The sequence below is a fragment of the Brevundimonas diminuta genome, assembly GCF_022654015.1.
Lineage (GTDB): Bacteria > Pseudomonadota > Alphaproteobacteria > Caulobacterales > Caulobacteraceae > Brevundimonas > Brevundimonas diminuta_C.
The window spans coordinates 2,159,966-2,182,189 of record NZ_CP073063.1 but is presented as its reverse complement, the minus strand read 5'-3'; the positions used below and the strand labels follow the sequence as shown (position 1 = coordinate 2,182,189).

Here is a 22,224-nt window from a genome sequence, read left to right as displayed (position 1 = left end):
CCCGCCGCTAGTAGGCGTGGCGAAGACGATCAGGAACTGTCCGGCGTGGGGATGTCAGGGCAGTTGGGGCGTCGCCAGGTCGACTGAGACATCAAGACGCCCTGCCAGCTAACAACGGTATCGATTCCCATGAGCTTCTCCCTTTTCGGCGCGATCTCCAACGACATCGCGATGGACCTGGGCACCGCCAACACCCTGATCTACATGAAGGGCAAGGGCATCGTCCTGAATGAGCCGTCGGTCGTGGCGCTGAGAAACGTCGGGGGGCGCAAGGTCGTCCACGCCGTGGGCATCGAAGCCAAGCAGATGCTGGGCCGCACGCCGGGCCACATGGAGGCGATCCGCCCCATGCGCGACGGCGTCATCGCCGACTTCGAAGTCGCCGAAGAGATGATCAAGCACTTCATCCGCAAGGTTCATAACCGTAAGGGCTTCGTGAACCCGAAGATCATCGTCTGCGTGCCCTCGGGCGCCACGGCGGTCGAGCGTCGCGCGATCAACGACAGCTGCCTGAACGCCTCGGCGCGCCGCGTGGGCCTGATCGACGAGCCGATGGCCGCCGCGATCGGCGCCGGTCTGCCGATCCACGAGCCGACCGGCTCGATGGTCGTCGACATCGGCGGCGGTACGACCGAAGTCGCCGTCCTGTCGCTGTCGGGCATCGTCTATTCGCGTTCGGTCCGCGTCGGCGGCGACAAGATGGACGACAGCATCATCAGCTACATGCGCCGCAACCATAACCTGCTGATCGGCGAAACGACCGCCGAACGCATCAAGAAGGACATCGGCACCGCCCGCATCCCGGCCGACGGCGAAGGCCTGTCGATCGAGGTCAAGGGCCGCGACCTGATGCAGGGCGTGCCTCGCGAAGTGCGCATCTCTGAGCGTCAGGCGGCGGAAGCCCTGGCCGAGCCGGTCACCCAGATCATCGAGGCCGTGAAGGTCGCGCTCGAAGCCACCCCGCCGGAACTGGCCGCCGACATCGCCGACAAGGGCATCATGCTGACGGGCGGCGGCGCCCTGTTGCGCGGTCTGGACGTCGAGATTCGCGATCACACCGGCCTGCCGGTTTCGGTCGCCGACGATCCGCTGTCGTGCGTGGCCATCGGCTGCGGCCGCGTGCTGGAGCACCCGCGCTGGATGAAGGGCGTGCTCGACTCCGCGCTCTGATCCGCCCGTTGCGGCCGGGTGAAAGCTTGGCTGCAAATCCTTGTCTAGCCTGCGTGATCACGGTTCCATTCCGGCCTTGATTTTGCGATAGGCAGGTTCAGCGGCAGGGGGCGTCCTGCCGATTCCAACCCCTTTGAGTGGAAGGTCGCCCGTGGCGTTTCGCGACGGCCCTTTTGAAAACATCAAGGTGCCGCTGGCGTGGACCGCCGCGGTCGTCGTCGTCGTGGCTGTCATCGGCGCGATCGTCCTGTTGCTTGGCGACCGGACGACGTCCGAGGGCGGCTCGACCATGGGCGCGGCGCGTGGCGGATTCGAAGCGGCGGCCGGGCCTGTCGGCGGGGTCTTCGCCGCGCCGGTGCGTTGGGCTGGGGCCGCGCGCGACTATGTCGGCGGCTATTTCTTCGCCATCGGCGAGAACCGCCGCCTGAAGGCCGAGATCGCCGAACTGCGCGGCTGGCGCGACGAAGCGATCGCACAAAAGAACATCAACGGCCGCTATGAGGCCCTGCTGGGTCTGCGTACCGAGCCGCCGGTGCCCATGGCCACGGGGCGAGCGATTTCGGAATCGCGCGGTCCCTTCTCCAACGCCAAGCTGATCGACGTCGGTTCGGCCAAGGGCGTGCGGATCGGCAACCCGGTCGTGACGGAACACGGTCTGGTCGGGCGGATAACCGGCGTGACGGGCGGCGTCAGCCGCGTCGTGCTGCTGACGGATGTGGCGTCGCGCACCCCAGTGATGATCGAGCGGACCGATGCGCGCGCCATGCTGACCGGCGACGGCGGCGACAGCCCGCGTCTGGAGTTCATTCGCGGATCCGGTTCGATCAAGGCGGGTGACCGCATCCTGAGTTCGGGCGACGGCGGCGGTCTGCCGCGTGGGCTGCCGATCGGGGTCGCCGCCAAGGGCGTGGACGGCGCCTGGCGGGTCAAACTGTTCAGCGATCACGGCGCGATCGACTATGTCCGCGTGCTGCTGTTCCAGAGCTTTGGACAACTGGTCAGCCCGAACGCCTTGAACGCGCCGCCGCTCGCAGGCCTGACGACGGCGCCGGAGCCGAGCGCGACCGAGGTCGGGGCTATCCGTGACGCCGCCGCCCGTCGCGCGGCGGCGCAGCAGGCCCAGGCCGAACGGGCGCGTGCTGCGGCCGCGACGCCAGCGCCAACGACTGCGCCCGCCGCTGCGCCGACGGCGGCTCGTCCGGCTGCGACGTCTCCAAGGCCTGCGGGTTCGACCCCGTCGCCTGCACCGACGGCGCCCAGCCCTGCGCCCACGCCCGCTCCGGGAGGCGCGGCGTGAGACGGCCCGTCGCGGTTCGCGTTGTCGGACCTCTTCAGTGGATCGTCTATCCGGCCCTGCTTGTTCTCGCCGCGACGGTCATTCTGGGAACGCCGCTCCAACTGTTCGGTCTGTATCTGCCCGAGCCGGTCATTCCGATGATCCTGGCCTTCGCTTGGCCGTTGATCCGGCCGTCGATGCTGGCGCCGGCCGTCTTGTTTCTGATTGGCCTGTTCCTGGATCTGTTCTGGAATACGCCGCTGGGCCTTTGGGCGCTGTGCCTGATGGGCGTCTATGGAACGGTGCTGCTGTCGCGCAATCTGCTGGCGGGGCATGAGGGGCTGATCCGCTTCGGAGCCTATGCCGCCTGTACGCTGGGCGCCTTCTTTCTGGCCTATCTTGTGGTTACCATGCGAGCGACGAACGCGCCGGCGATTTTGCCGCTGGTCGGACAGGTCGCGCCGACGCTGCTGCTGTATCCGATCGCCAACTGGATGCTTGAGCGATTCGACGACGGGGATATTCGGTTCCGATGAGCGGCGAGCCCTCCATCTTCTTTGCCGATGTGAACGAGCGTCAGGGGTCCTTCCTGCGGCGCACCTTCGTGTTCGGCGGGGCGACGGCGTTGGGGATCACGGCCTTGATCGGGCGCCTGGGGCAGCTGCAGGTGGTGCAGGCTCAGGAATATGCGACCCTGTCGTCGCAGAACCAGTTCAACTTTCGCATGGTCCCGCCGCCGCGCGGCCTGATTAAGGACCGCAACGGCGTCGTCATCGCCGGCAACCGACCGAGCTTCCGTGTGCTGGTGGTGCGCGACGAAACCAAGGACCTGGACCAGACTCTGGACCTTCTGGGACGGCTGTTGCCCGACACGCTGGAGCGCCGTCGCGCCATCATCCGCGACGTCAATGCGGCGTCCAAGTTCAACCCGGTGCCGGTCAAGAGCGACCTGACCTGGGAGGAGTTCGCCAAGGTCAATCAGTACGCCAACGAACTGCCCGGCGTGATGGTCGATATGAACGAGGCGCGCTACTATCCGTTCGGCGGATCGTTCGCCCACGTCATCGGCTATGTGGCCAAGGTTTCAGATCGGGACGTCAAGGCGATCCGCGACAAGGGCGAGCAGCCGCCCGCCCTGCTGTTCAACCCCAGCTTCCGCATCGGCCGCCAGGGCGTCGAAAAGGCGCTGGATATGTCGCTGCGCGGCGAGCCGGGCGGCAACCGCGTCGAGGTGGATGCGCGCGGACGGGTGGTCGCCGAGGATATTGGCGGTTCGCGGCCGGCCGTGCCGGGCAAGGAAGTCGTCCTGACGCTGGACGCCGACGTTCAGAACCGGGCGCTGGAAGTGTTCGGCGACGAGTCGGGCGCCTGCGTCGTCATGGACGTGCGCAACGGCGACATCCTGTGCATGGTCTCGGCGCCGTCGTTCGACCCGAACCTGTTCGTCGGCGGGGTGCCGACCAAGACCTATCGCGCGCTGGCCGACTATGAACGCAAGCCGCTGCTGGACAAGACGCTGAACGGCACCTTCCCGCCGGGCTCGACCTTCAAGCCGACCACGGCCCTGGCCCTGCTGGAAGCCGGCGTCGATCCCAACATCAGCGTCTTTTGCAGCGGCGCCTATCGCACCGGCAACCGCGTGCAACGTTGCTGGGGGCGGCATGGCACCCAGAATATGCACGACGCGATCAAGAACTCTTGCGACGTCTATTTCTACGCCATGTGCAACCGCGCGGGCGTGGACAATATCCGCAAGGCTGGGCTGGCGCTGGGCTTCGAGCACGAGTTTGACATCGGCGTCGGCAACCAGCGCAAGGGTCTGTTGCCGTCCACGGAATGGAAGGCGCGAACCTTCCCGCGCGATCCGGTCTGGCATCCCGGAGAGACGACCTCGGTCGCTATTGGCCAAGGCGCGATCACGGTGAACGCCCTGCAGCTGGCGGTCATGACCTCGCGTCTGGCGAACGGGAAAAAGCAGCTTCAGCCGCGCCTGATCAAGTCCATCGGCGGCGTCGAACAGCCCAGCGGGGCCGAGGCGCCGGACCTGCCGTTCGATCCGTCCCACGTCGAATATGTGCGTCAGGGCATGATCGCCGTGGCCAACGATCGATCCGGCACCGCCTATCGCCAGAGCCAGTTGGGCCTGGGCGACATCCAGATGGCCGGCAAGACCGGCACGGCGCAGGTCCGGAACTACGGCTCCGGCTCGCGCAAGAGCAATATCTGGGCGCTGAAGGACCACAACCTGTTCGTGGCCTTCGCGCCGGTGGATGCGCCGCGATACGCGGTCGCCGTCATCGTCGAACACGGGGGCAAGGGCGGGGCGACCGCCGGCGCGCCGCGTGCGCGCGAGGTGATGCGCACCGTGCTGCTCAAGGATCCGGACATGCGAGCCCGCATCGAACGGCCGCTGCCGCCCGAACCGACCGGCGACGCCATCGTCGAGGACGGGGTGGTCGGCGCCGCGCCCGAGCCCGATGTCGTGGCCCCGCCGCAACCGAGCCGCCCTGCGCCGTCTGCGACCAGCGGGCCGCGTCCCTATCTGTCCGAGCCCGGCCGATGACCGCCTCGGCCCTGTCACGTCCCGGCGAGCGCGAACGCGTCTCGACCAAGCTGGGCCAGATCGACTGGCGGCTGACGGCCTTGCTGTGCGTGGTGTCCGGCACCGGCGCCCTGATGCTGTATTCGGTGGCGGGCGGATCCTGGTCGCCGTGGGCGATGAAACACCTGATCCGGTTCGGCCTTTGTCTGGCGCTGATGCTGATGCTGTCGCTGATCAGCATCCGCTACTGGTTCGCCCTGGCCTATCCCATCTACGGGATGGCGCTGTTTATGCTGGCGCTGGTGGAGACGCCGCTGGGCTATACGGCGCTAGGGGCCACGCGATGGCTGGACCTGGGCTTCACCCGCATCCAGCCGTCCGAGATCATGAAGATCGGCGTCGTACTGGCCCTGGCGCGCTGGTATCACGGCGCCTCGGCCAAGGAGGCGAGCTTCCATTGGAAGCTGATCTTCCCGGTCGGGATCATCGGCCTGCCGTTCCTGCTGGTCGCGCACCAGCCGGACCTGGGATCGGCCATGCTGATCGGCTTGACGGGCGCGGCGATTATGTTCGTCGCCGGGCTGAGCTGGCGGATCATCCTGCCGCTGATCATCGCCGCCGCCGTGCTGGTGCCGCCCTATGTGATGTTCGGCATGCATGACTATCAGCGTCACCGGGTGCTGACCTTCCTGAACCCCGAGGCCGACATGTCGGACAAGGGCTATCAGATCGTGCAGTCCAAGATTGCCATGGGCTCGGGCGGGCCGCTGGGACGCGGGTTCGGCCTGGGCAGCCAGAGCCAGCTGGAGTTCCTGCCTGAACGCCAGACCGACTTCATCTTCGCCGCCTTCGCCGAGGAGTTCGGTTTCGTGGGCACCTTCACGCTTCTGGCCTCCTATGCCGCCATCATTCTGATCTCGCTGAGGATCGCCTCGCTGTCGCACAGTCACTTCGGGCGATTGGCGGCGTCGGGCGTGACGGCGACATTCGCGCTCTATGTGCTGATCAACGGGGCGATGGTGATGGGACTGGCGCCAGTCGTGGGCGTGCCGATGCCGCTCTTGTCCTATGGCGGCACGGTGATGCTGACCGTCATGATCGGCTTCGGTCTGGTTATGGCGACGCGGGTTCACCGCTATGCCGAACTGCCCAAGGGCCACGGTCTGATCTGACGTTACGTCAGCTAAGTAATCAGCATTCAGGTTTCGCTTTCTAAGGCGGGGATTTCCTGGATAAGGTCATTCCCAACGATGTCTCGCATCGGTTTCGGCCGGTCAGCGACGCACGCCATGGGAGACGAGGAATGACCGATCTGGAGCAATTCCGCGCCGAGACGCGCGCCTGGCTGGAGGCGAACTGCCCGGCCGAATGTCGCGGGCCGATGGCCGACGACGAAATGATCTGGGGCGGCCGAAATCCCACGTTCAAGACCCCGGCGCATAAGCTGTGGCTGGAGCGGATGGGGGCACGGGGCTGGACAGCGCCGGAATGGCCCAAGGCATACGGCGGAGGCGGCCTCAGCCGCGAGGAGGCCAAGGTGCTGGCCTCCGAACTGCGCCGCATCAAGGCGCAGCCGGCCCTGGCCAGTTTTGGCGTCTGGATGCTGGGCCCGGCGCTGCTGGCCTTTGGGACCGAAGAGCAGAAAAAGCGCTTCCTGCCCGAGATCGTGCGCGGCGAGATCCGCTGGTGCCAGGGCTATTCCGAGCCGGGCGCTGGGTCCGATCTGGCGTCCATCCAGACGCGGGCCGAGGATCGGGGCGACCACTGGATCGTCAACGGCCAGAAAATCTGGACCTCCTACGCCGACAAGGCCGACTGGATCTTCTGCCTGGTGCGCACGGACCCGGAGGCGCCCAAACATCTGGGCATCAGCTTCGTGCTGTTCGACATGAAGACGCCGGGCGTGACGACGCGGCCGATCACCCTGATTTCCGGGAAATCCCCCTTCTGCGAGACCTTCTTCGACGATGTGCGGGTGGAGAAGGAAAACTTGGTCGGGACGCTGAACCGGGGCTGGGACGTGGCCAAATACCTGCTGGCGCACGAGCGGACCATGATCGGCGCGATGGGCGAGGTCGGCGGCGGGCGGCCTGTAGGGCAGGTGGCGATGGACGCCATCGGCGCCGACGAGGCCGGACGACTGGATGAGCCGATGCTGCGCGCCCGGATCGCGGACCTGGAGATCGACGCCGCCGCCTTCCGTCTGGCGATGGAGCGGGTGGGCGATCAGGTGAAGGCCAAACAGGCGCATCCGGCCATCGCCTCCATGCTGAAATACTATGGCTCCGAGCTGAACAAGCGGCGCCATGAGCTCCTGATGGCGGCGGGCGGGGCCGATGCGCTGGAATGGGAGGGCGAGCGGTCGCACGACGGCAAGACGGCGCGCGACTGGCTGCGGACCAAGGCCAACTCCATCGAGGGCGGCACCAGCGAGGTTCAGCTGAACATCATCGCCAAACACCTGCTGCAGTTGCCGGGAGCGTGAGACGATGCCGCTGATCCTGACCGAAGAACAGACGATGTTGCAGGACGCCGCCGACGGCTTCCTGAACGAACAGGCGCCGATCGCGCATCTGAGAAAGCTGCGGGACGAGCGGGACGCCGACGGCGTGTCGCGCGACCTGTGGCGGGCCTTTGGCGAGATGGGTTTCGCCGGCGTCATCATCCCCGAGGCGCTGGGCGGCATGGGGCTGGGTGCCGTCGAGGCCGGGGTGATCGCCGAGAGCCTGGGGCGCACCCTGACGCCGTCGCCCTATTTGGGATCGTCGATCCTGTCGGCCAAGGTGCTGATCGACGGCGGATCGCAGGCGCAGCAGGCCTGGCTGCCCAGGATCGCAGCCGGTGATGCGATCCTGTCGCTGGCGGTGGACGAGGGCGCGAAACACGCGCCGTCTCGGATCACCACGCGGGCCGAACGGGCGGGCAACGGCTTCAAGCTGAACGGGGCCAAGGCCTTTGTGCTGGACGGCCATGTGGCAGACGCCCTGATCGTGGTCGCCACGGCGGACGAGGGCACGACGCTGTTCCTGGTCGATCCGGCGACGGCGGGCGTCGAGATCGAGCGCACGGTGATGGTGGATGCGCACAATGCCGCGCGGATCACCCTGAACGAGGTCGCGGTCGACGCAGACGCCGTGATCGGCGCGGTCGGGGGCGGGGAGGCGCTGCTGGACGGCGCGCTGAACCTTGGGCGGGCGTGTGCAGCCTCCAGTCTGACCGGCGCCGGCGATCAGGCGTTCAAGACGACGATGGAGTATCTGCGGACCCGCAAACAGTTCGGAAGGCTAATCGGCGAGTTTCAGGCGCTGCAACACCGGGCCGCGCATCTGTTTTCGGAACTGGAACTGGCGCGCGCGGCGACGATCGGCGCCCAGATCGCCCTCGACGAGGGGCGCGAGGACGCGCCGCTGGCAGCTTCCATCGCCAAGGCCAAGGCAGGGCGCGTCGCCGAGCTGGCGGTGCAGGAGGCGGTCCAGATGCACGGCGGCGTCGGCATGACCGACGAGTTCGACGTCGGCCTGTTCATGAAGCGAGTGCGGGTGCTGAACGAACTGCTGGGCGACGCCGGATTCCACGCCGAACGAGTGGCGCGGGCGCAAGGGTTCTAGGGTCGGGATTCTAGACCGCCTTTTCGCTCCACAGGTCCAGATCCGCCTCGCGGCCGATCAGGGCCAGGCCGGCGGCGATGGATTCGAACTCGCCGCCCGTCTCGATCCGTTCGGCGCCGAAGCGGTTCTGGAAAAGCGCCCGCACGGCCGGCACGAAGGAGGTGCCTCCGGTCAGGAAGACACGGTCGATGGCATCGGGCGCCAGGCCGCTGCGGGCCATCGCCTGATCCACCGCGCCCTCGATGGCGGCCAGTTCCGGCGCGATCCAGCGTTCGAAATCGGCGCGGGCGACCGGCTTTTCGATATGGACGCCGCCGGCCTGGAACAGGAAGGTCGCCTGGTCGTCAGCCGAAAGGGCCATCTTCAGCGTGGAGACGGCGCGGTACAGGTCATGGCCGTGGTTGTCGTCCAGCACCTCGATCAGGCGCTCGATCTTTTCCGGTTCCAGCGCAGTGCGGGCCAGCGCCCGGATGTCGCGCATGTCACGCGAGGCGCGCAGCAGGGCCAGCTGATCCCAGCGGGCGAAGGCGGAATAGTACCGTTGCGGGATCGGCAGTTGCTTGCCGACCGAGCTGTACAGACCGCCCTTGCCCAGTTCGGGCGACACCAGCTGGTCGATGATCCGGTAGTCGAAGGCGTCGCCCGCCACGCCTACGCCCGAGCGGGCCAGCGGCGTCGAACGCAGACCGTCGGGCGTATGTTCGAATCGGATGATCGAGAAGTCGCTGGTGCCGCCGCCGAAGTCGGCGACCAGGACCGTGGCGTCCGCCTTCAGCTGGCGTGCGAAATAGAAGGCGGCGCCGACCGGCTCGTGCGCATATCGGATGTCGGTGAAGCCCAGCCGCTGAAACGCCGTCTGATAGCGCGACAAGGCCAGGGTCTCGTCCGGGTTGCCGCCCGCAAAGGTGACGGGACGGCCGACAATGACGGCGGGCGGAGTGTCGGTGAGTTCGTCACCCGCATGGTGGCGCAGGCGCAAGAGGAAGGCGGCCAGCAGATCCTCGAAGGCGTAGCGCTTGTTGTCGATCCGGGTTTCGGTGAAGGCGGCGCTGGCGGCGAAGGTCTTGAACGACTGGATGAAGCGGGTCTCCAGCGGGTCCTCGACATAGGCGGCGATGGCCCAGGGCCCGGCCTCGACCACGCGCTCGGGCGACTGGCCGTCCACGCCCGGATGGGTCTGGAAGCTGAGCGCCGAGCGGAAGGTGGTCGTCTGACCCTCGACCGCGTCGAAGGTCACGAGATGGGCGAGGCCGTCCGCATCGGTCAGGGCCACGACCGTATTGGTCGTGCCGAAATCGATCCCGATCGTCATCGGTTTCGTCGCCGTCATGGCAGGGCTCCAGGCAGGGGAGCCGGGTTCCTAACGGCAGACGGGGCAATAGCAAGCGTTAATGCGGGCGCGCGGTCGCCTCAGACCACGGCGTTGCCGGGCACACCCAAAATGCGCCGCTTCTGGGCTTCGTACTCGTCGCTGGAAATCGCACCGCTATCGCGCAGAGCCGCGAACTTGGCCAGGTCGTCCACCGATGCGGTTTCCCGACGAGGCGCCGCGTTCAGCCGAACCATCAGGTCGGCATTGTAGGCGCGGATGATGCCGCCCAGAAGGAAGACATCAACCAACAACCAAATGCCGAGCGCGCTCAGAAAGACGAAGCCAAGGCCAAACCAAATGGTCGCCCAGCCCAGGATCGTAAGCATCAGTTGGGCCACGGCGGAACCCGTGCGGCCCGCGTAGAAGCGATGTCCGCCGACTCCACCCGTGAAGAACCAAAGCAAGTAAGCGACACCCGCTGACTTCTTGTTCGACTCGAACGCCATCAGCGCCTGCGTATCGGCGCTCAGGCCGGTCGATTGATTTGACATGGTCACCCCCGTGATGACCTTCGTCATTCAACCTTGAGGTTTTGTAGTCAAGTGCTTTGGGTTGTGATCCGCTGCTTTATAGCACCGAGCATAAGTGGCGGAAGCGGTGGGATTCGAACCCACGGACGGCTCTCACCGTCGCTGGTTTTCAAGACCAGTGCCTTAAACCACTCGGCCACACTTCCTTGCCGCCGCAGCGGAGGCGGACGCCATAGCAGGCGAACGGGTCATTAACCAAAGCGGAAATGTCTTCGGTCATCCTGTTTTCGTATTTTTTGCGAGGCGGGTCGATGACGTTTGGACAGGGAGTGCGCGGCGCGCTGATCCTGGGGCTGTTTTCGCTGCTGGCCGCCTGTTCCACCGTCGGCGGCGCGGGCGTGCGCGGGACGGTCGCGGGGCGCGGCGAGGACCGCCTGCCCGTCGTCAAGGACCCTGCGCCGATCGTGTCCGGGACGATGCGGCCCTATCAGGTGCGCGGGCGCTGGTACACGCCCAAGGAGCAGCCGGATTACGAAGAGGTCGGGATGGCGTCCTGGTACGGCGACGCCTTCAACGGGCGTCCGACCTCGACCGGCGAGCGGTTCGACATGCATGCCCTGACGGCGGCGCACAAGACCCTGCCTCTGCCCGGTCTGGTCGAGGTGACCAACCTGGAGAACGGGCGGCGGCTGGTGGTGCGGATCAACGATCGTGGGCCGTTCGTGGACAGCCGGATCATCGACCTGTCGCGCGAGGCGGCGAGCGAACTGGGAATGCTGTCGCAGGGCGTGGGGCGGGTGCGGGTGCGCTACCTCGGCCAGGCGCCGCAGCAGGGCGGGGGCGCCTTGTTGCGGGCGTCGGCGCCCGCGCCGCGAAGCGCGGTTCCGGCCAACACACCCGTCGTTGCGCCTGCGCCGGTCGTTGTGGCGGAGGTGACAACCTTCTGGGTTCAGGCAGGCAGTTTCTCGGACCAGGTTGAGGCCGGGCGAATCGCCGACAGCCTTAGCGGCTGGGTGCGGGCTGATCGGGGCGCGGGACGGTTCAACGTCGTGGTGGGACCGTGGGACAGCGCCAATGCCGCCGAAGCGGCGCGTCAGTCGGTCGTGGCGCGCGGTTATGCGGGCGCCCTGTTGATATCCGGCAGCTGATCGCGCGGGCGGGCTTGCGCCGGGCGGCGTCGGCGCGCCATGAAGGCGCGTGACCCGTGGACAATTCATAAGCTTCGAAGGCGGCGAGGGCGCCGGCAAATCGACCCAGGTCGGGCGGCTGGTCGCGCGGCTGCAGGCGGTCCTGGGCGAGCGCAAGGTCGTGCGCACGCGTGAGCCGGGCGGCTCCAAAGGCGCGGAGGTGATCCGCAATCTGGTGGTGGCCACGGACGCCGAGCCGTGGTCGGCCATGACCGAGACTCTACTGATGTACGCCTCGCGCTCGGACCATCTGGAGCGGACCATCCGCCCGGCGCTGGCGGCCGGCGACTGGGTGGTGTGCGACCGGTTCGCCGACTCGAGCCGGGCCTATCAGGGGGCAGGCGGCGGCGTGGCGCAAAGCTTCATCGAACAGATCGACGCCGGCGTGGTCGGGGACGATCAGCCGGACCTGACCCTGGTGTTCGACCTGCCGGTCGAGGTCGGACTGGAGCGGGCGTTCGGGCGCGGCCTGTTCGAGACGCGGTTCGAATCCAAGGGTCTGGAGTTCCATCAGCGGCTGCGCGAGGGCTTCCTGCGCATCGTCGAGGCCAATCCGCAGCGTTGCGTGCTGATCGACGCGGTCGGATCGCCGGATGAGGTTGAGGCGCGGGTTTGGCAGGCGGTTCAGGACAGGCTGCTGTGAGCGACCACCCGCGCGACCGGTTCGACCTGGTTCCTGATGCGGCGGCGGAGACGGCGTTTCTGGATGCGTGGGAGCGGGGGCGGTTGCACCACGCCTGGCTGCTGTGCGGGGTCGAGGGGACGGGCAAGGCGACGTTCGCCTATCGCGCGGCGCGACGGCTGCTGGGCGCGGCGGCCGATCCGGCGTCCGGGCCGCTGGGCGCCCGGCGCGACGATCCGGTCAGCCGGCTGATTTCGGCCCAGTCGCATCCGGACCTGCTGGTGCTGGAACGCCTGGTGGAGGGGGGCAAGACCAGGAAGTCGATCTCGGTCGATCAGTCGCGCGAACTGCCGGAGTTCTTTTCAAAGAGCCCGTCTCAAGCCCAGTTCCGGGTGGCGATCATCGATGCGGCGGATGACCTGAATCTGAATGCCGCCAACGCCTTGCTGAAGGTTCTTGAGGAGCCGCCTGAGCGTGGCGTGCTTTTTCTGGTGACCCATGCGCCGGGACGGTTGCTGGCGACGATTCGGTCGCGGTGCCGGCGGCTGAGCTTTCCGATCTGGACGCCGGATCGGCTGGAGAGTCTGGTGGGTAACCGGACGGGCGCCGAGCGTGAGGATGCCGAACACGCGGCGATCATGGCGGGCGGATCGCCGGGCGCGGCCCTGGCCCTGGCGTCCGGCGCGACGTTCGAGATGGACCAGCTGGCGCGGCGATGGGTCGAGGGCGACGTGGACCGGGCCGAAGCCCTGGCCATCGCCGACCGGTTCCGCGGCGCCGAGGGGCAGGAACGGTTCGAGATCCTGATGGATCGGCTGGTCGCGGCGGTGCGGATGCGCGCTTTGCAGAGCGCGCCGGCCGCAGGCAATCGATGGGCCGAACTATGGGAGCGGCTGCAGCCGTTGCCGGAACGGGCGGCGGGACTGAACCTGGACAAGGCCGATGTGCTTGCCGGCGCGCTGGCGGACCTGAAGCGGGTCCAGGCCCAGCAGGAACGGATGGGCTGATGCTGATCGACAGTCATGTGAATCTGCACGCGCCGCAGTTCGACGAGGACCGGGACGCCGTGATCGCGCGCGCGCGCGAGGCGGGCGTCGGGCTGATGGTCGAGATTTCGGACAAGCTGACAACCTTCGAGGCGACGCACGGCATCGCCATGGCCAATGACGACATCTGGTGCACGGTCGGGGTCCATCCGCATGAGGCCAAGGATGCGGCGGACCTGACGGCGGCGACCCTGATCGAACTGGCGCAGCGGCCCAAGGTTGTGGGCATTGGCGAATGCGGTCTGGATTTCCACTACGACTTCAGCCCGCGCGAGGTGCAGGCGGCGGTGTTTCGCCAGCATGTGGCGGCGGCGCGCGAAACCGGTCTGCCGCTGGTGATCCACACGCGTGAGGCGGACGACGTAATGGCGTCGATCCTGCGCGAGGAATATGCCGCCGGGCCGTTCAAGATGTTGATGCACTGCTATACGAGTGGCGCGGAACTGGCGAAAATCGCTGCCGAAATGGGCGCCTGGTTTTCCGTGTCCGGCATTGCGACCTTCAAGGCGGCCGAGGACGTGCGGTCGGTGATCCGCGATATGCCGGGCGACCGGATCATCGTCGAGACCGACTGCCCCTATCTGGCCCCCATTCCGCATCGGGGGCGGCGCAATGAGCCGGCCTATATTGGTCATGTGCTGGACAAGCTGGGCGAAATCCGTGGCTGGAGCGCCGAGGAGGCGGATCGCATTACGACAGAGGCCTTCTTCGGCCTCTTTGACCGGATGCCCAGGCCCACATGAGCTTCGAAGTCGTCATTCTGGGCAGCGGATCGTCGGGCGGGGTGCCGCGCGTGGACGGCGACTGGGGCGCCTGCGACCCGACCGAGCCGAAGAACCGGCGCACGCGCTGTTCGATGCTGGCGAGGAAGACCGGGCCGGAGGGGGTGACCAATGTCCTGATCGACACCTCGCCGGACCTGCGCGAACAGATGCTGGCCAGCGGCACGAAGCATGCGGACGCGGTTCTCTACACCCACGATCATGCGGATCAGACCCACGGCATCGACGATCTGCGCACCTTTGCCGCGCGGGCGAGAAAGCGCATTCCGGCGTGGATGGATGCGGCGACGCATGGCTCGCTGACGCATCGGTTCGACTACATCTTCGAGAGCAAGTTCGGTTATCCGCCGCTGCTGGACGGACGGATCATTCCGCCGCATGGCACGGCCTGGTCGGTCGAGGGCGCGGGTGGGGCGATCCCGGTCACGACCTTTGATCAGGCGCACGGGCCGATCCGCTCGGTCGGCTATCGATTGGGCGACGTCGCCTATTCCAGCGATGTGTCCGATCTGGACAAGGCGGCCCTGGCGGCGGTGGCGGGGTGCAAGCTCTGGATCGTCGATGCGCTGCGTTATGCGCCGCATCCGACCCATGCCCATCTGGACCAGTCCCTGGCGTGGATCGCCGCAGCCGATGTCGAACACGCCGTGCTGACGAACCTGCACATCGACATGGATTACAAGACCTTGTCGGCGCTTGTTCCCGAAAACGTCGAGGTCGGATTCGATGGCTGGAGCCGAGTGATCGGCTAGCTCGCGCTGGCCTTGTGGTTTTTCCAGTCGAATAGCTCTTCCAGCACCTGCACCGCCTGGCCGCGTTCCGACGTCAGATCAGGATCGCGGTTCATGATCAGTCGCGCATCGTCGGCGGCGGCTAGCATCAGGCTGCGGTGGCGGATCGGGTCGGCGAAGCGGTAGGCGGGAAAACCGCTCTGTTTCAGGCCCAGCGGATCGCCGCCGCCGCGCAGGCGGAAGTCTTCCTCTGCGATCTCGAATCCGTCCTCGGTGCGACGCAGGGTTTCGAGCCGCTCTTTCGCCGTCTCGCCCAAGGCGCCGTCCTGACCTCCATACAGCAGGATGCAGGAACTGGCCTTGGCGCCGCGACCGACGCGCCCGCGCAACTGGTGCAACTGGGCCAGACCGAAGCGGTCGGCGTGTTCGATGACCATGATCGAGGCGTTGGGCACGTCCACGCCGACTTCGACCACCGTGGTGGCGACCAGAACCGGCAGTCGGCCGTCGGCGAAGTCGGCCATGACGGCCTCGCGTTCGGCGCCCGGCATCTGGCCGTGCGCCAGGCCGACCTCGACGCCCAGCAGACGTCGCAGATCGTCGGCGCGATCAACGGCGGCCGCCAGGTCGATGGCTTCGGATTCCTCAACCAGAGGACAGATCCAATAGGCCTGGGCGCCGCTTTCGACGGCGGTCTTCAGACGGGCGGCGACCTCGCCGATGCGGGCCAAGGGCAAGACGGCGGTCGTGACGGGCGTGCGGCCGGGCGGTTTTTCCATCAGGCGACTGACCTCCAACTCGCCGTACTGCGTCAGCTCAAGCGTGCGGGGGATGGGGGTGGCCGACATGGTCAGCAGGTGCACGGCGCCCAGGCGCGGGTCGCCCTTGGCCTGCAATCGCTGGCGCTCGTTGACGCCGAACCGGTGCTGTTCGTCGATGACGGCCAGGGCAAGTCGGTCAAAGCGAACGGCGTCCTGGAACAGGGCATGGGTGCCGATAGCGACCTGGGCCTGACCAGAGGCCAAGGCAGCCAGTTTCTCGCGGCGCTGGGACGGGGTGTCCCGGCCGGTCAGCAGGACCGCGGCGACGCCGGCCGTGTCCAGCATGGGGCCGAGTTTTTCGTAATGCTGGCGCGCCAGGATCTCGGTCGGAGCCATGAGCGCGGACTGGAAGCCGCTGGCAGCGGCGTCGGCCAGAGCAAGAGCGGCGACGGCGGTCTTGCCGGAGCCGACATCGCCTTGCAGCAATCGGCCCATCTGCTGGCGCGAGGCCAGATCGCGACGGATTTCGGCGACGGCCTGGGCCTGGGCGTTTGTCAGCTGGAAGGGCAGCGCCTGCAACAGGTGTTCGGACGCAGTGCCGGGGGCGATGACGGGGGCGGGCCTGATCTCGCGGGCGCGGCGACGACGGGCCAAAGCCAACTGATGGGCCAGGAACTCGTCATACGCCAGGCGCTGGCGGACGGGGGCGTCTGGCGACAGGTCGATCTCGCCTGTGGGGGCGTGCAGGGCGTCCAGAGCGGCGCGCCAACCCAGCCAGTTCTGCTTCTTCAGCCAGGCGGGATCCTGCCATTCCGGAAGGTCGGGCGCGGCGGGCAGGGCGGCCTGGACCAGTTTACGCAACTGGCGCGAGCTGAGGCCCTGCGTCGCCGGATACACGGGCTCGGAAGTCGGAATATCGGCGGCCTTTTCGAGTGTCACGATGTCCGGATGGACGATCTGGACCTCGCCATTGAACCTTTCGACCTTGCCGGCGACCAACCGCGTCTCGCCGCGCGGCAACAGCCGGTCGATGTGCTGGGGCGAACCGCCGAACCAGACCAGGTGAACGAAGCCGGTGGGATCGCTGGCGCGGACCTTCAGCGGTGCGCCGGGACGGCTGGGCGTGAACAGGCGGTCGATGGTCACGGTGAAGACGCCCACCTCGCCATCGACGGCGGTGGCGGCCTCTGCGGGGCGGCGGACGATGACGCCGTACGGGCTGAGGAACAGCAGATCTCGGACCAGCGGGCCCGCCACCTTTTGCACCAGAGGCAGGACGCGAGGGCCCACGCCTTTGAGGGTCGAGACCTCGGCGAACAGGGGAAAGAGAATCTGCGGGCGCATCGCCGTGAACATAGCGTGACCATCACGGGTGGCGAAGTGCGTTCAGGAGCGCTATCTGCGCTTCTCACATTCCTGATGCGCTATCGCTCTCCGCGCGGCGGATCGCTGCATGCGCATCAGCATTTTAACGGGCAAGGATTCTTGTGGCCGAAATCGACGCGCGTCCCGAAAGCGAAATGACCTCTGAACAGATGACGCCTGAGCGCAGGCAGCGGCTAGGCCGCATCCAGTTCCGCGCCTGGCGGCGGGGCTTTCGCGAGGCCGATATGGTGCTGGGGCCGTTTTCCGATCAGGTCGCGCCGACCCTGACCGATGCGGAACTGGACCAGTTCGAACGACTGATCGACGAGGAAGACCAGTGGCTTTACGGCTGGATCATCGAGCGTGATCCGACGCCGCCCGAGTTCGAAACCCCGGTGATGGCCAAGGTGCGCGCCTTCATGCGCGCCCACGTCGCGGCCGAAGTCGGCAAGGGAATCGGCTGATGGACGCCAAGGTCGAACATCGGACCGACGCCGATCTGGGCGGCGCGCCCGAGGGGTTGGACGCGCTGATCGTCGCAGAACGGATTAAGGCCGGCGGCGGCGTCGGCCTGTTCGTCGCACGCGACTTTCAAAGGTCGGGCAGTTTCGTTCAGGCGTTTCAGTTCTTCTCGAAAGATATTGAAGTTCTGGATTATCCGGCCTGGGACTGTCTGCCCTATGACCGTCTGAGCCCCACGGCGGGGATCGCGGCGCAGCGCATGGCGACGCTGACGCGCCTGGCGCTGCGCAAGCCCGGCGATGCGCCGGTTCTGGTCGTGACGACGGTGTCGGCGGCCATGCAGCGTACCCCGCCCAAGTCGGTCACGACACAGGCCGGGTTCGAAACCAAGGTCGGACGCGATCTCGATATTCAGGCGCTGGAGCGCTATTTCGCGGCCAACGGCTATGTCCGGGCCTCGACCGTGTCGGAGCGCGGCGAGTTCGCGGTGCGCGGCGGGGTCGTCGACGTCTATCCGCCTGGCTTCGAGGAGCCGGTCCGGCTGGACATGTTCGGATCCGAGCTGGAATCGATCCGCACCTTCGATCCCGAAACGCAGCGGTCGACCGGCCAGATGACGTCCGTGTCCCTGGCGCCCGTTTCGGAGGCGCTGCTGGATGCGGCGGCCATCTCCCGCTTCCGCACCGGCTATCTGAACCTGTTCGGTGCGCCGGGCGACGACCCGCTGTATGCGACGATCAGCGCGGGCGCGCGGCGTCAGGGCATGGAGCAGTGGCTGCCGCTGTTTTATGAGACCTTGGACAGCCTGTTCGACTATCTGTCGGACGACGCGGCGATCTTCCTCGACAATCAGGTCGAGACGGCCCGCGCCGAGCGATGGGATCTGGTCGCGGACGCCTATGACGCGCGTGCCGAAGCGGCCAAGGCTAGAGGACAGGCCAGCGCCAATCGCGCCTTGCCGCCCAAGCGGCTCTATCTGGACGCCGGAGACTGGAATCAGGCGCTGGCGGGTCGCACCGTGCGGCGCTTCACGCCCTTCTCCACGGGTGGCGAGGATGCCGGCGGACGTTTGGGCCGGACCTTCGCCGCCGAGCGGGCGCAGGACAGCGTGAATCTGTTCGAGGCGGTGGCGGCCCACGCGGCGGGGCTGAAGGCCGAGGGCCAGCGGGTGCTGTTCGCCTCCTGGACGGAAGGGTCGTCGGAGCGGCTGGCGACCATGCTGGCCGACCACGGGCTGGATCACATCGTCGCCGTGCGCGACTGGGCCGACGTTCAGGCGGCGCCGAAAGACCTCTATCTGCGCGGCGTTCTGCCGGTCGAGCATGGCTTTGTCACCGACGAGGTGGCGGTCATTTCCGAGACCGACGTCCTGGGTGACCGTCTGGCGCGACCGCGCAAGAAGCGCCGCGCCTCCAACTTCCTGGCGGAGGCGTCGGCCCTGACGACGGGCGATCTGGTGGTTCACCTGGATCACGGCATCGGCCGGTATGAAGGGCTCAAGACGCTGGAAATCCAACAGGCTCCTCACGACTGTCTGGAGCTGTTCTACGCCGGTGAGAGCAAACTTTATTTGCCGGTTGAAAACATTGACCTTCTGACCCGATACGGTTCGGATTCTGAAGGCGTTCAACTGGACAAGTTAGGCGGCGCAGGCTGGCAGGCGAGAAAGGCCAAGGCCAAGGAACGTCTGCGCGCCATGGCCGAGGGGCTGATCGCTCTGGCCGCCAAACGGGCGCTGCGCGAGACCGATGCGGTCACGCCGCCGCCGGGTCTGTTCGCCGAGTTTTGCGCGCGCTTCCCCTACGAGGAAACCGACGATCAGCTGAACGCCATCGGCGACGTGCTGGAGGATCTGGGCAAGGGCACGCCGATGGATCGCCTGATCTGCGGCGATGTCGGCTTCGGCAAGACCGAGGTGGCGCTGAGGGCCGCCTTCGTCGTCGCCATGACGGGGCAGCAGGTGGCGATCGTTGCGCCGACGACCCTGTTGGCGCGCCAACATTACAAGACCTTCTCCGAACGATTCGCGGGCTGGCCGGTCAAGGTGCGTCAGTTGTCGCGGATGGTGGGCGCCAAGGAGGCGGCGGAGACGCGGGCCGGGCTGAAGGACGGCTCGGTCGAGATCGTCGTCGGCACCCACGCGGTGCTCAGCGAACAGGTCGGCTTCCGCGATCTGGGCCTGGTCATCGTCGATGAAGAGCAGCACTTCGGCGTCAAGCACAAGGAGAAGCTGAAGACGCTGCGCGCCGACGTGCATCTGTTGACCCTGACCGCCACGCCGATCCCGCGCACGCTTCAGATGGCGCTGTCGGGCATCCGCGAGATGTCGATCATCGCCACACCGCCGGTCGATCGTCTGGCGGTGCGGACGTACGTCACGCCGTGGGATCCGGTCCTGGTGCGTGAGGCCCTGCTGCGTGAGAAGTATCGCGGGGGTCAGGCCTACTATGTCGCGCCGCGCCTGAAGGACCTGCCCGCCATCGAGAAATTCCTGCGCGAACAGGTGCCCGAGGTGAAGTTCGTCGTGGGCCACGGCCAGATGAGCGCGACCCAGCTCGAAGAGGTGATGAGCGCCTTCTACGACGGGGAATATGACGTCCTGGTCTCCACCACGATCGTCGAGAGCGGGCTGGATATCCCGACGGCGAATACGCTGATCGTGCACCGCGCCGACATGTTCGGCCTGGCGCAGCTGTATCAAATTCGGGGGCGGGTCGGCCGGTCCAAGGCGCGCGCCTTCGCCTATCTGACCACCGATGCGGTCAAGCCGATGACGCTATCGGCCGAGCGGCGGTTGCAGGTTCTGCAGTCGCTCGACAATCTGGGCGCCGGCTTCCAGCTGGCCAGCCACGACCTGGACCAGCGCGGCGGCGGCAATCTACTGGGCGACGAACAGTCGGGCCACATCCGCGAGGTCGGCGTCGAACTGTACCAGCAGATGCTGGAAGACGCCGTTGCGGAGCTGCGCGAGAAGGGCGAGGGACAGGCGGTGGATCGCGGTTGGTCGCCTTCGATCAATGTCGGCGCTTCTGTCTTGATTCCAGAAGATTACGTGCCGGACCTGAACGTGCGTCTGAGCCTGTATCGTCGTCTTTCCGACGCCGAACAGGCCGAGGATCGTGAAGCCCTGGCCGCCGAACTGATCGACCGTTTCGGGCCCTTGCCGGATGAGGCGCAGCAGTTGCTGAAGATCGTGGGCATCAAGTCAAACTGCCGCAAGGCCTGCATCGAGAAGATCGACATCGGGCCGCGCGGCGCGGTGCTGACGTTACGCGACAACAGCTTCCCCAATCCGGCGGGACTGGTCGGGCTGATCCAGAAAAACCACGCCTTCTGGAAAATTCGGCCGGATCAGAAGATCGTCGTTTCAGGCGATTGGCCGACGGCGGAAGAGCGTCTGAAGGTGGCCGAGCGGATCACCGCCGATCTGGCGCGGGTGGCGGGGGCGTAGAGCCCCTCAGCGCGTCTTTTCGAACAGGTCGGCGGAGGCGCGTTCAAGCAGGGCGGCGGCGCTTTCGTCGGGGCGCATCTCGGCGGCGCCGACGTCAAACTCGGCGACGAAGGGCGACCGGTCCGGGCCGGCGTCGAAGGCGGTGCAGCCGATTACGGCGGCGATCCGTTCGGCGGCCAGGCGCGCCGGTTCGGCGTGGGTCGCGGGCAGGGCCAAGGCGAAGACCTCCTTGGCCAGGCGGGCAGGGGTGTCCTCGACGCGGACCAGGCGCGAAACCATGGCCCCGATCTGCGGCATGGCGCGATCCAGCCAACCACCCTGACGCGCCCAGGTGACGGATTCGGTTTCGCGCACTCTCAGAACGCAGACGGATAGCGGGCGCTTGCGCGCGCGCGAGGCCTCGGCGACACGGCCCAGGTGGCTGGCGAACAGTTCGGGCGTGAACAGGCCTGTTTCCGGGTCCATCACGTCCAGGCTGCGCACCGAGTCCAGCGTCTTGCGAATGCCCAGGTGGATGCGGTGCGCGCCGGCCAGGGACAGGATTCGCTCGGCCGTTTCGCCCTCGGGCGTGTCGGCGGAGGCGACGTCGGCGAAGCCGCGATTGAACAATTCGGCCAGGCTGATCTCGTTCCTGCCGCGCAGATAAAGCATCAGCGGGATGTGATAGAGACGAGTGTTGCGCTTCATGCCCGCCGCGATCGACAGGGCCGGCGCATGGTCTTCGGCGCCCCACAGAACGGCGGCGTCGAACGGGCTTTCGTGCAGATAGTCGAAGGCGGTGTAGGGCGTCGGCGCCGCCACCACCTCGACCCCGGCCGCAGTCAGGGCGTTCGACAGGGCGAGAAAGCGCCGGTCGGCTACGCCGGCGGCCAGAACACGCAAGGGACCGTCGTCGTCCGTCCGCTTGTCCAGACCGACCCCGCGCGTGGCAAAAGTGGTGACGCGCAGCCGATATTCTTCCTCGGCGATGGCGGCCCGGCCCAGCTGCTCCAGACGCAAGGCGGCCTGGGCCGGATGCGGCGGCGTGGACATGGTCAAATCCGCGCCCTTCACCGAATCGGGGCGGGCGCCGATGACCACGATGGGCAGGCGACGCGGCTCGGCGGCGGCGCGAAGGCGAGACGCCACATCGGCGTCGAAGGTGTTGATGTCGATGACGGCGGCTTCGAGCGGAAAGTCCTGAAGCGTCATCTCGGCGGAGACGACGTCGCGGGCGGTCACCGTCGTCCAGCCCAGCGCATCCAGACCCGCAGCGAGCGGCCCGATCCGGCCATCGTCAGCCGCCAGGATCAATACGCGCGCGTCGAAAGCCAAGCCGATCGTCTCCAAAGGTCGCCGCGCCAATAGCCGGCGGGAAACGCGCGGACCATAGCGACGAG

At 67.0% G+C, this 22,224-nt stretch carries 18 protein-coding genes and 1 tRNA gene; 14 read left to right on the top strand and 5 right to left on the bottom strand.

Annotated elements, in window-relative coordinates; genetic code table 11:
* Positions 1-129: 129 nt before the first annotated feature.
* The 7 genes from KAK88_RS10860 (at position 130) to KAK88_RS10830 (ending at position 8,596) form a co-directional block, all read left to right on the top strand.
* Positions 130-1,170: a rod shape-determining protein gene (locus KAK88_RS10860; RefSeq protein WP_017504801.1), complete on the top strand. Its 1,041-nt coding sequence runs from the start codon at positions 130-132 to the stop codon at positions 1,168-1,170.
* Between the two features lie 151 nt (positions 1,171-1,321).
* A complete protein-coding gene (gene mreC / locus KAK88_RS10855; protein WP_242076650.1) occupies positions 1,322-2,467 on the top strand; it encodes a rod shape-determining protein MreC in 1,146 nt (381 codons plus the stop codon).
* Positions 2,464-2,982 carry a hypothetical protein gene (locus KAK88_RS10850; protein WP_242076649.1) on the top strand — a complete coding sequence of 173 codons (519 nt, stop codon included), beginning with the start codon at positions 2,464-2,466 and terminating at the stop codon, positions 2,980-2,982. Before mreC ends, KAK88_RS10850 begins: the two co-directional genes overlap by 4 nt.
* Complete coding sequence (gene mrdA, locus KAK88_RS10845) at positions 2,979-5,009, top strand: penicillin-binding protein 2 (RefSeq protein ID WP_242076648.1); 2,031 nt, start codon at positions 2,979-2,981, stop codon at positions 5,007-5,009. Before KAK88_RS10850 ends, mrdA begins: the two co-directional genes overlap by 4 nt.
* A complete protein-coding gene (gene rodA, locus KAK88_RS10840) occupies positions 5,006-6,160 on the top strand; it encodes a rod shape-determining protein RodA (protein ID WP_039243638.1) in 1,155 nt (384 codons plus the stop codon). Before mrdA ends, rodA begins: the two co-directional genes overlap by 4 nt.
* A 131-nt stretch (positions 6,161-6,291) precedes the next feature.
* Entirely contained in the window at positions 6,292-7,473 is a 1,182-nt protein-coding gene (locus KAK88_RS10835) for an acyl-CoA dehydrogenase family protein (protein ID WP_242076647.1), read from the top strand.
* A 4-nt stretch (positions 7,474-7,477) separates the two neighbouring features.
* Positions 7,478-8,596, top strand: a complete 1,119-nt coding sequence (locus tag KAK88_RS10830; RefSeq protein ID WP_242076646.1) for an acyl-CoA dehydrogenase family protein — start codon at positions 7,478-7,480, stop codon at positions 8,594-8,596.
* 10 nt (positions 8,597-8,606) lie between these two features.
* Here KAK88_RS10830 and KAK88_RS10825 read toward each other — a convergent pair whose 3' ends face one another.
* From KAK88_RS10825 to KAK88_RS10815, 3 genes are all read right to left on the bottom strand, one after another.
* Positions 8,607-9,926: an Hsp70 family protein gene (locus KAK88_RS10825; protein WP_242076645.1), complete on the bottom strand. Its 1,320-nt coding sequence runs from the start codon at positions 9,924-9,926 to the stop codon at positions 8,607-8,609.
* Between the two features lie 80 nt (positions 9,927-10,006).
* The gene (locus KAK88_RS10820; RefSeq protein ID WP_091746548.1) at positions 10,007-10,486 is read right to left on the bottom strand and encodes an NINE protein; all 480 of its coding nucleotides are present in this window, start codon (positions 10,484-10,486) and stop codon (positions 10,007-10,009) included.
* Positions 10,487-10,554: 68 nt separating this feature from the next.
* A tRNA-Ser gene (locus KAK88_RS10815) sits at positions 10,555-10,644 on the bottom strand.
* 105 nt (positions 10,645-10,749) lie between these two features.
* On the opposite strand from KAK88_RS10815, the gene KAK88_RS10810 reads away from it, so the two are divergent.
* The 5 genes from KAK88_RS10810 to KAK88_RS10790 are packed head-to-tail and all read left to right on the top strand — an operon-like array spanning position 10,750 to position 14,827.
* Entirely contained in the window at positions 10,750-11,586 is an 837-nt protein-coding gene (locus tag KAK88_RS10810) for a septal ring lytic transglycosylase RlpA family protein (RefSeq protein ID WP_242076644.1), read from the top strand.
* A 49-nt stretch (positions 11,587-11,635) separates the two neighbouring features.
* Positions 11,636-12,268, top strand: a complete 633-nt coding sequence (gene tmk, locus KAK88_RS10805) for a dTMP kinase (protein WP_242076643.1) — start codon at positions 11,636-11,638, stop codon at positions 12,266-12,268.
* Positions 12,265-13,254 (top strand): DNA polymerase III subunit delta', encoded by a 990-nt coding sequence (locus KAK88_RS10800; protein WP_242076642.1) that lies wholly within the window; start codon positions 12,265-12,267, stop codon positions 13,252-13,254. Before tmk ends, KAK88_RS10800 begins: the two co-directional genes overlap by 4 nt.
* Complete coding sequence (locus KAK88_RS10795) at positions 13,254-14,036, top strand: TatD family hydrolase (protein ID WP_242076641.1); 783 nt, start codon at positions 13,254-13,256, stop codon at positions 14,034-14,036. The genes KAK88_RS10800 and KAK88_RS10795 overlap by 1 nt, the downstream gene beginning before the upstream one ends.
* On the top strand, positions 14,033-14,827 hold the full coding sequence (locus KAK88_RS10790; protein ID WP_242076640.1) for an MBL fold metallo-hydrolase: 795 nt from the start codon (positions 14,033-14,035) through the stop codon (positions 14,825-14,827). Before KAK88_RS10795 ends, KAK88_RS10790 begins: the two co-directional genes overlap by 4 nt.
* Here the strand turns inward: KAK88_RS10790 and recG are convergent.
* The gene (gene recG / locus KAK88_RS10785) at positions 14,824-16,911 is read right to left on the bottom strand and encodes an ATP-dependent DNA helicase RecG (RefSeq protein ID WP_242076639.1); all 2,088 of its coding nucleotides are present in this window, start codon (positions 16,909-16,911) and stop codon (positions 14,824-14,826) included. The two genes, KAK88_RS10790 and recG, sit on opposite strands and share 4 nt — an antisense overlap.
* Positions 16,912-17,087: 176 nt before the next feature.
* Here recG and KAK88_RS10780 point away from each other — a divergent pair, with 176 nt between their 5' ends.
* Together KAK88_RS10780 and mfd are read left to right on the top strand one after the other, a co-directional pair.
* A complete protein-coding gene (locus KAK88_RS10780; protein WP_197071032.1) occupies positions 17,088-17,396 on the top strand; it encodes a succinate dehydrogenase assembly factor 2 in 309 nt (102 codons plus the stop codon).
* The gene (gene mfd, locus KAK88_RS10775) at positions 17,396-20,845 is read left to right on the top strand and encodes a transcription-repair coupling factor (protein ID WP_242076638.1); all 3,450 of its coding nucleotides are present in this window, start codon (positions 17,396-17,398) and stop codon (positions 20,843-20,845) included. Before KAK88_RS10780 ends, mfd begins: the two co-directional genes overlap by 1 nt.
* A gap of 6 nt (positions 20,846-20,851) precedes the next feature.
* On the opposite strand, the gene KAK88_RS10770 is transcribed toward mfd, so the two are convergent.
* Positions 20,852-22,159: a diguanylate cyclase domain-containing protein gene (locus KAK88_RS10770; protein WP_039243714.1), complete on the bottom strand. Its 1,308-nt coding sequence runs from the start codon at positions 22,157-22,159 to the stop codon at positions 20,852-20,854.
* Positions 22,160-22,224: the final 65 nt, after the last annotated feature.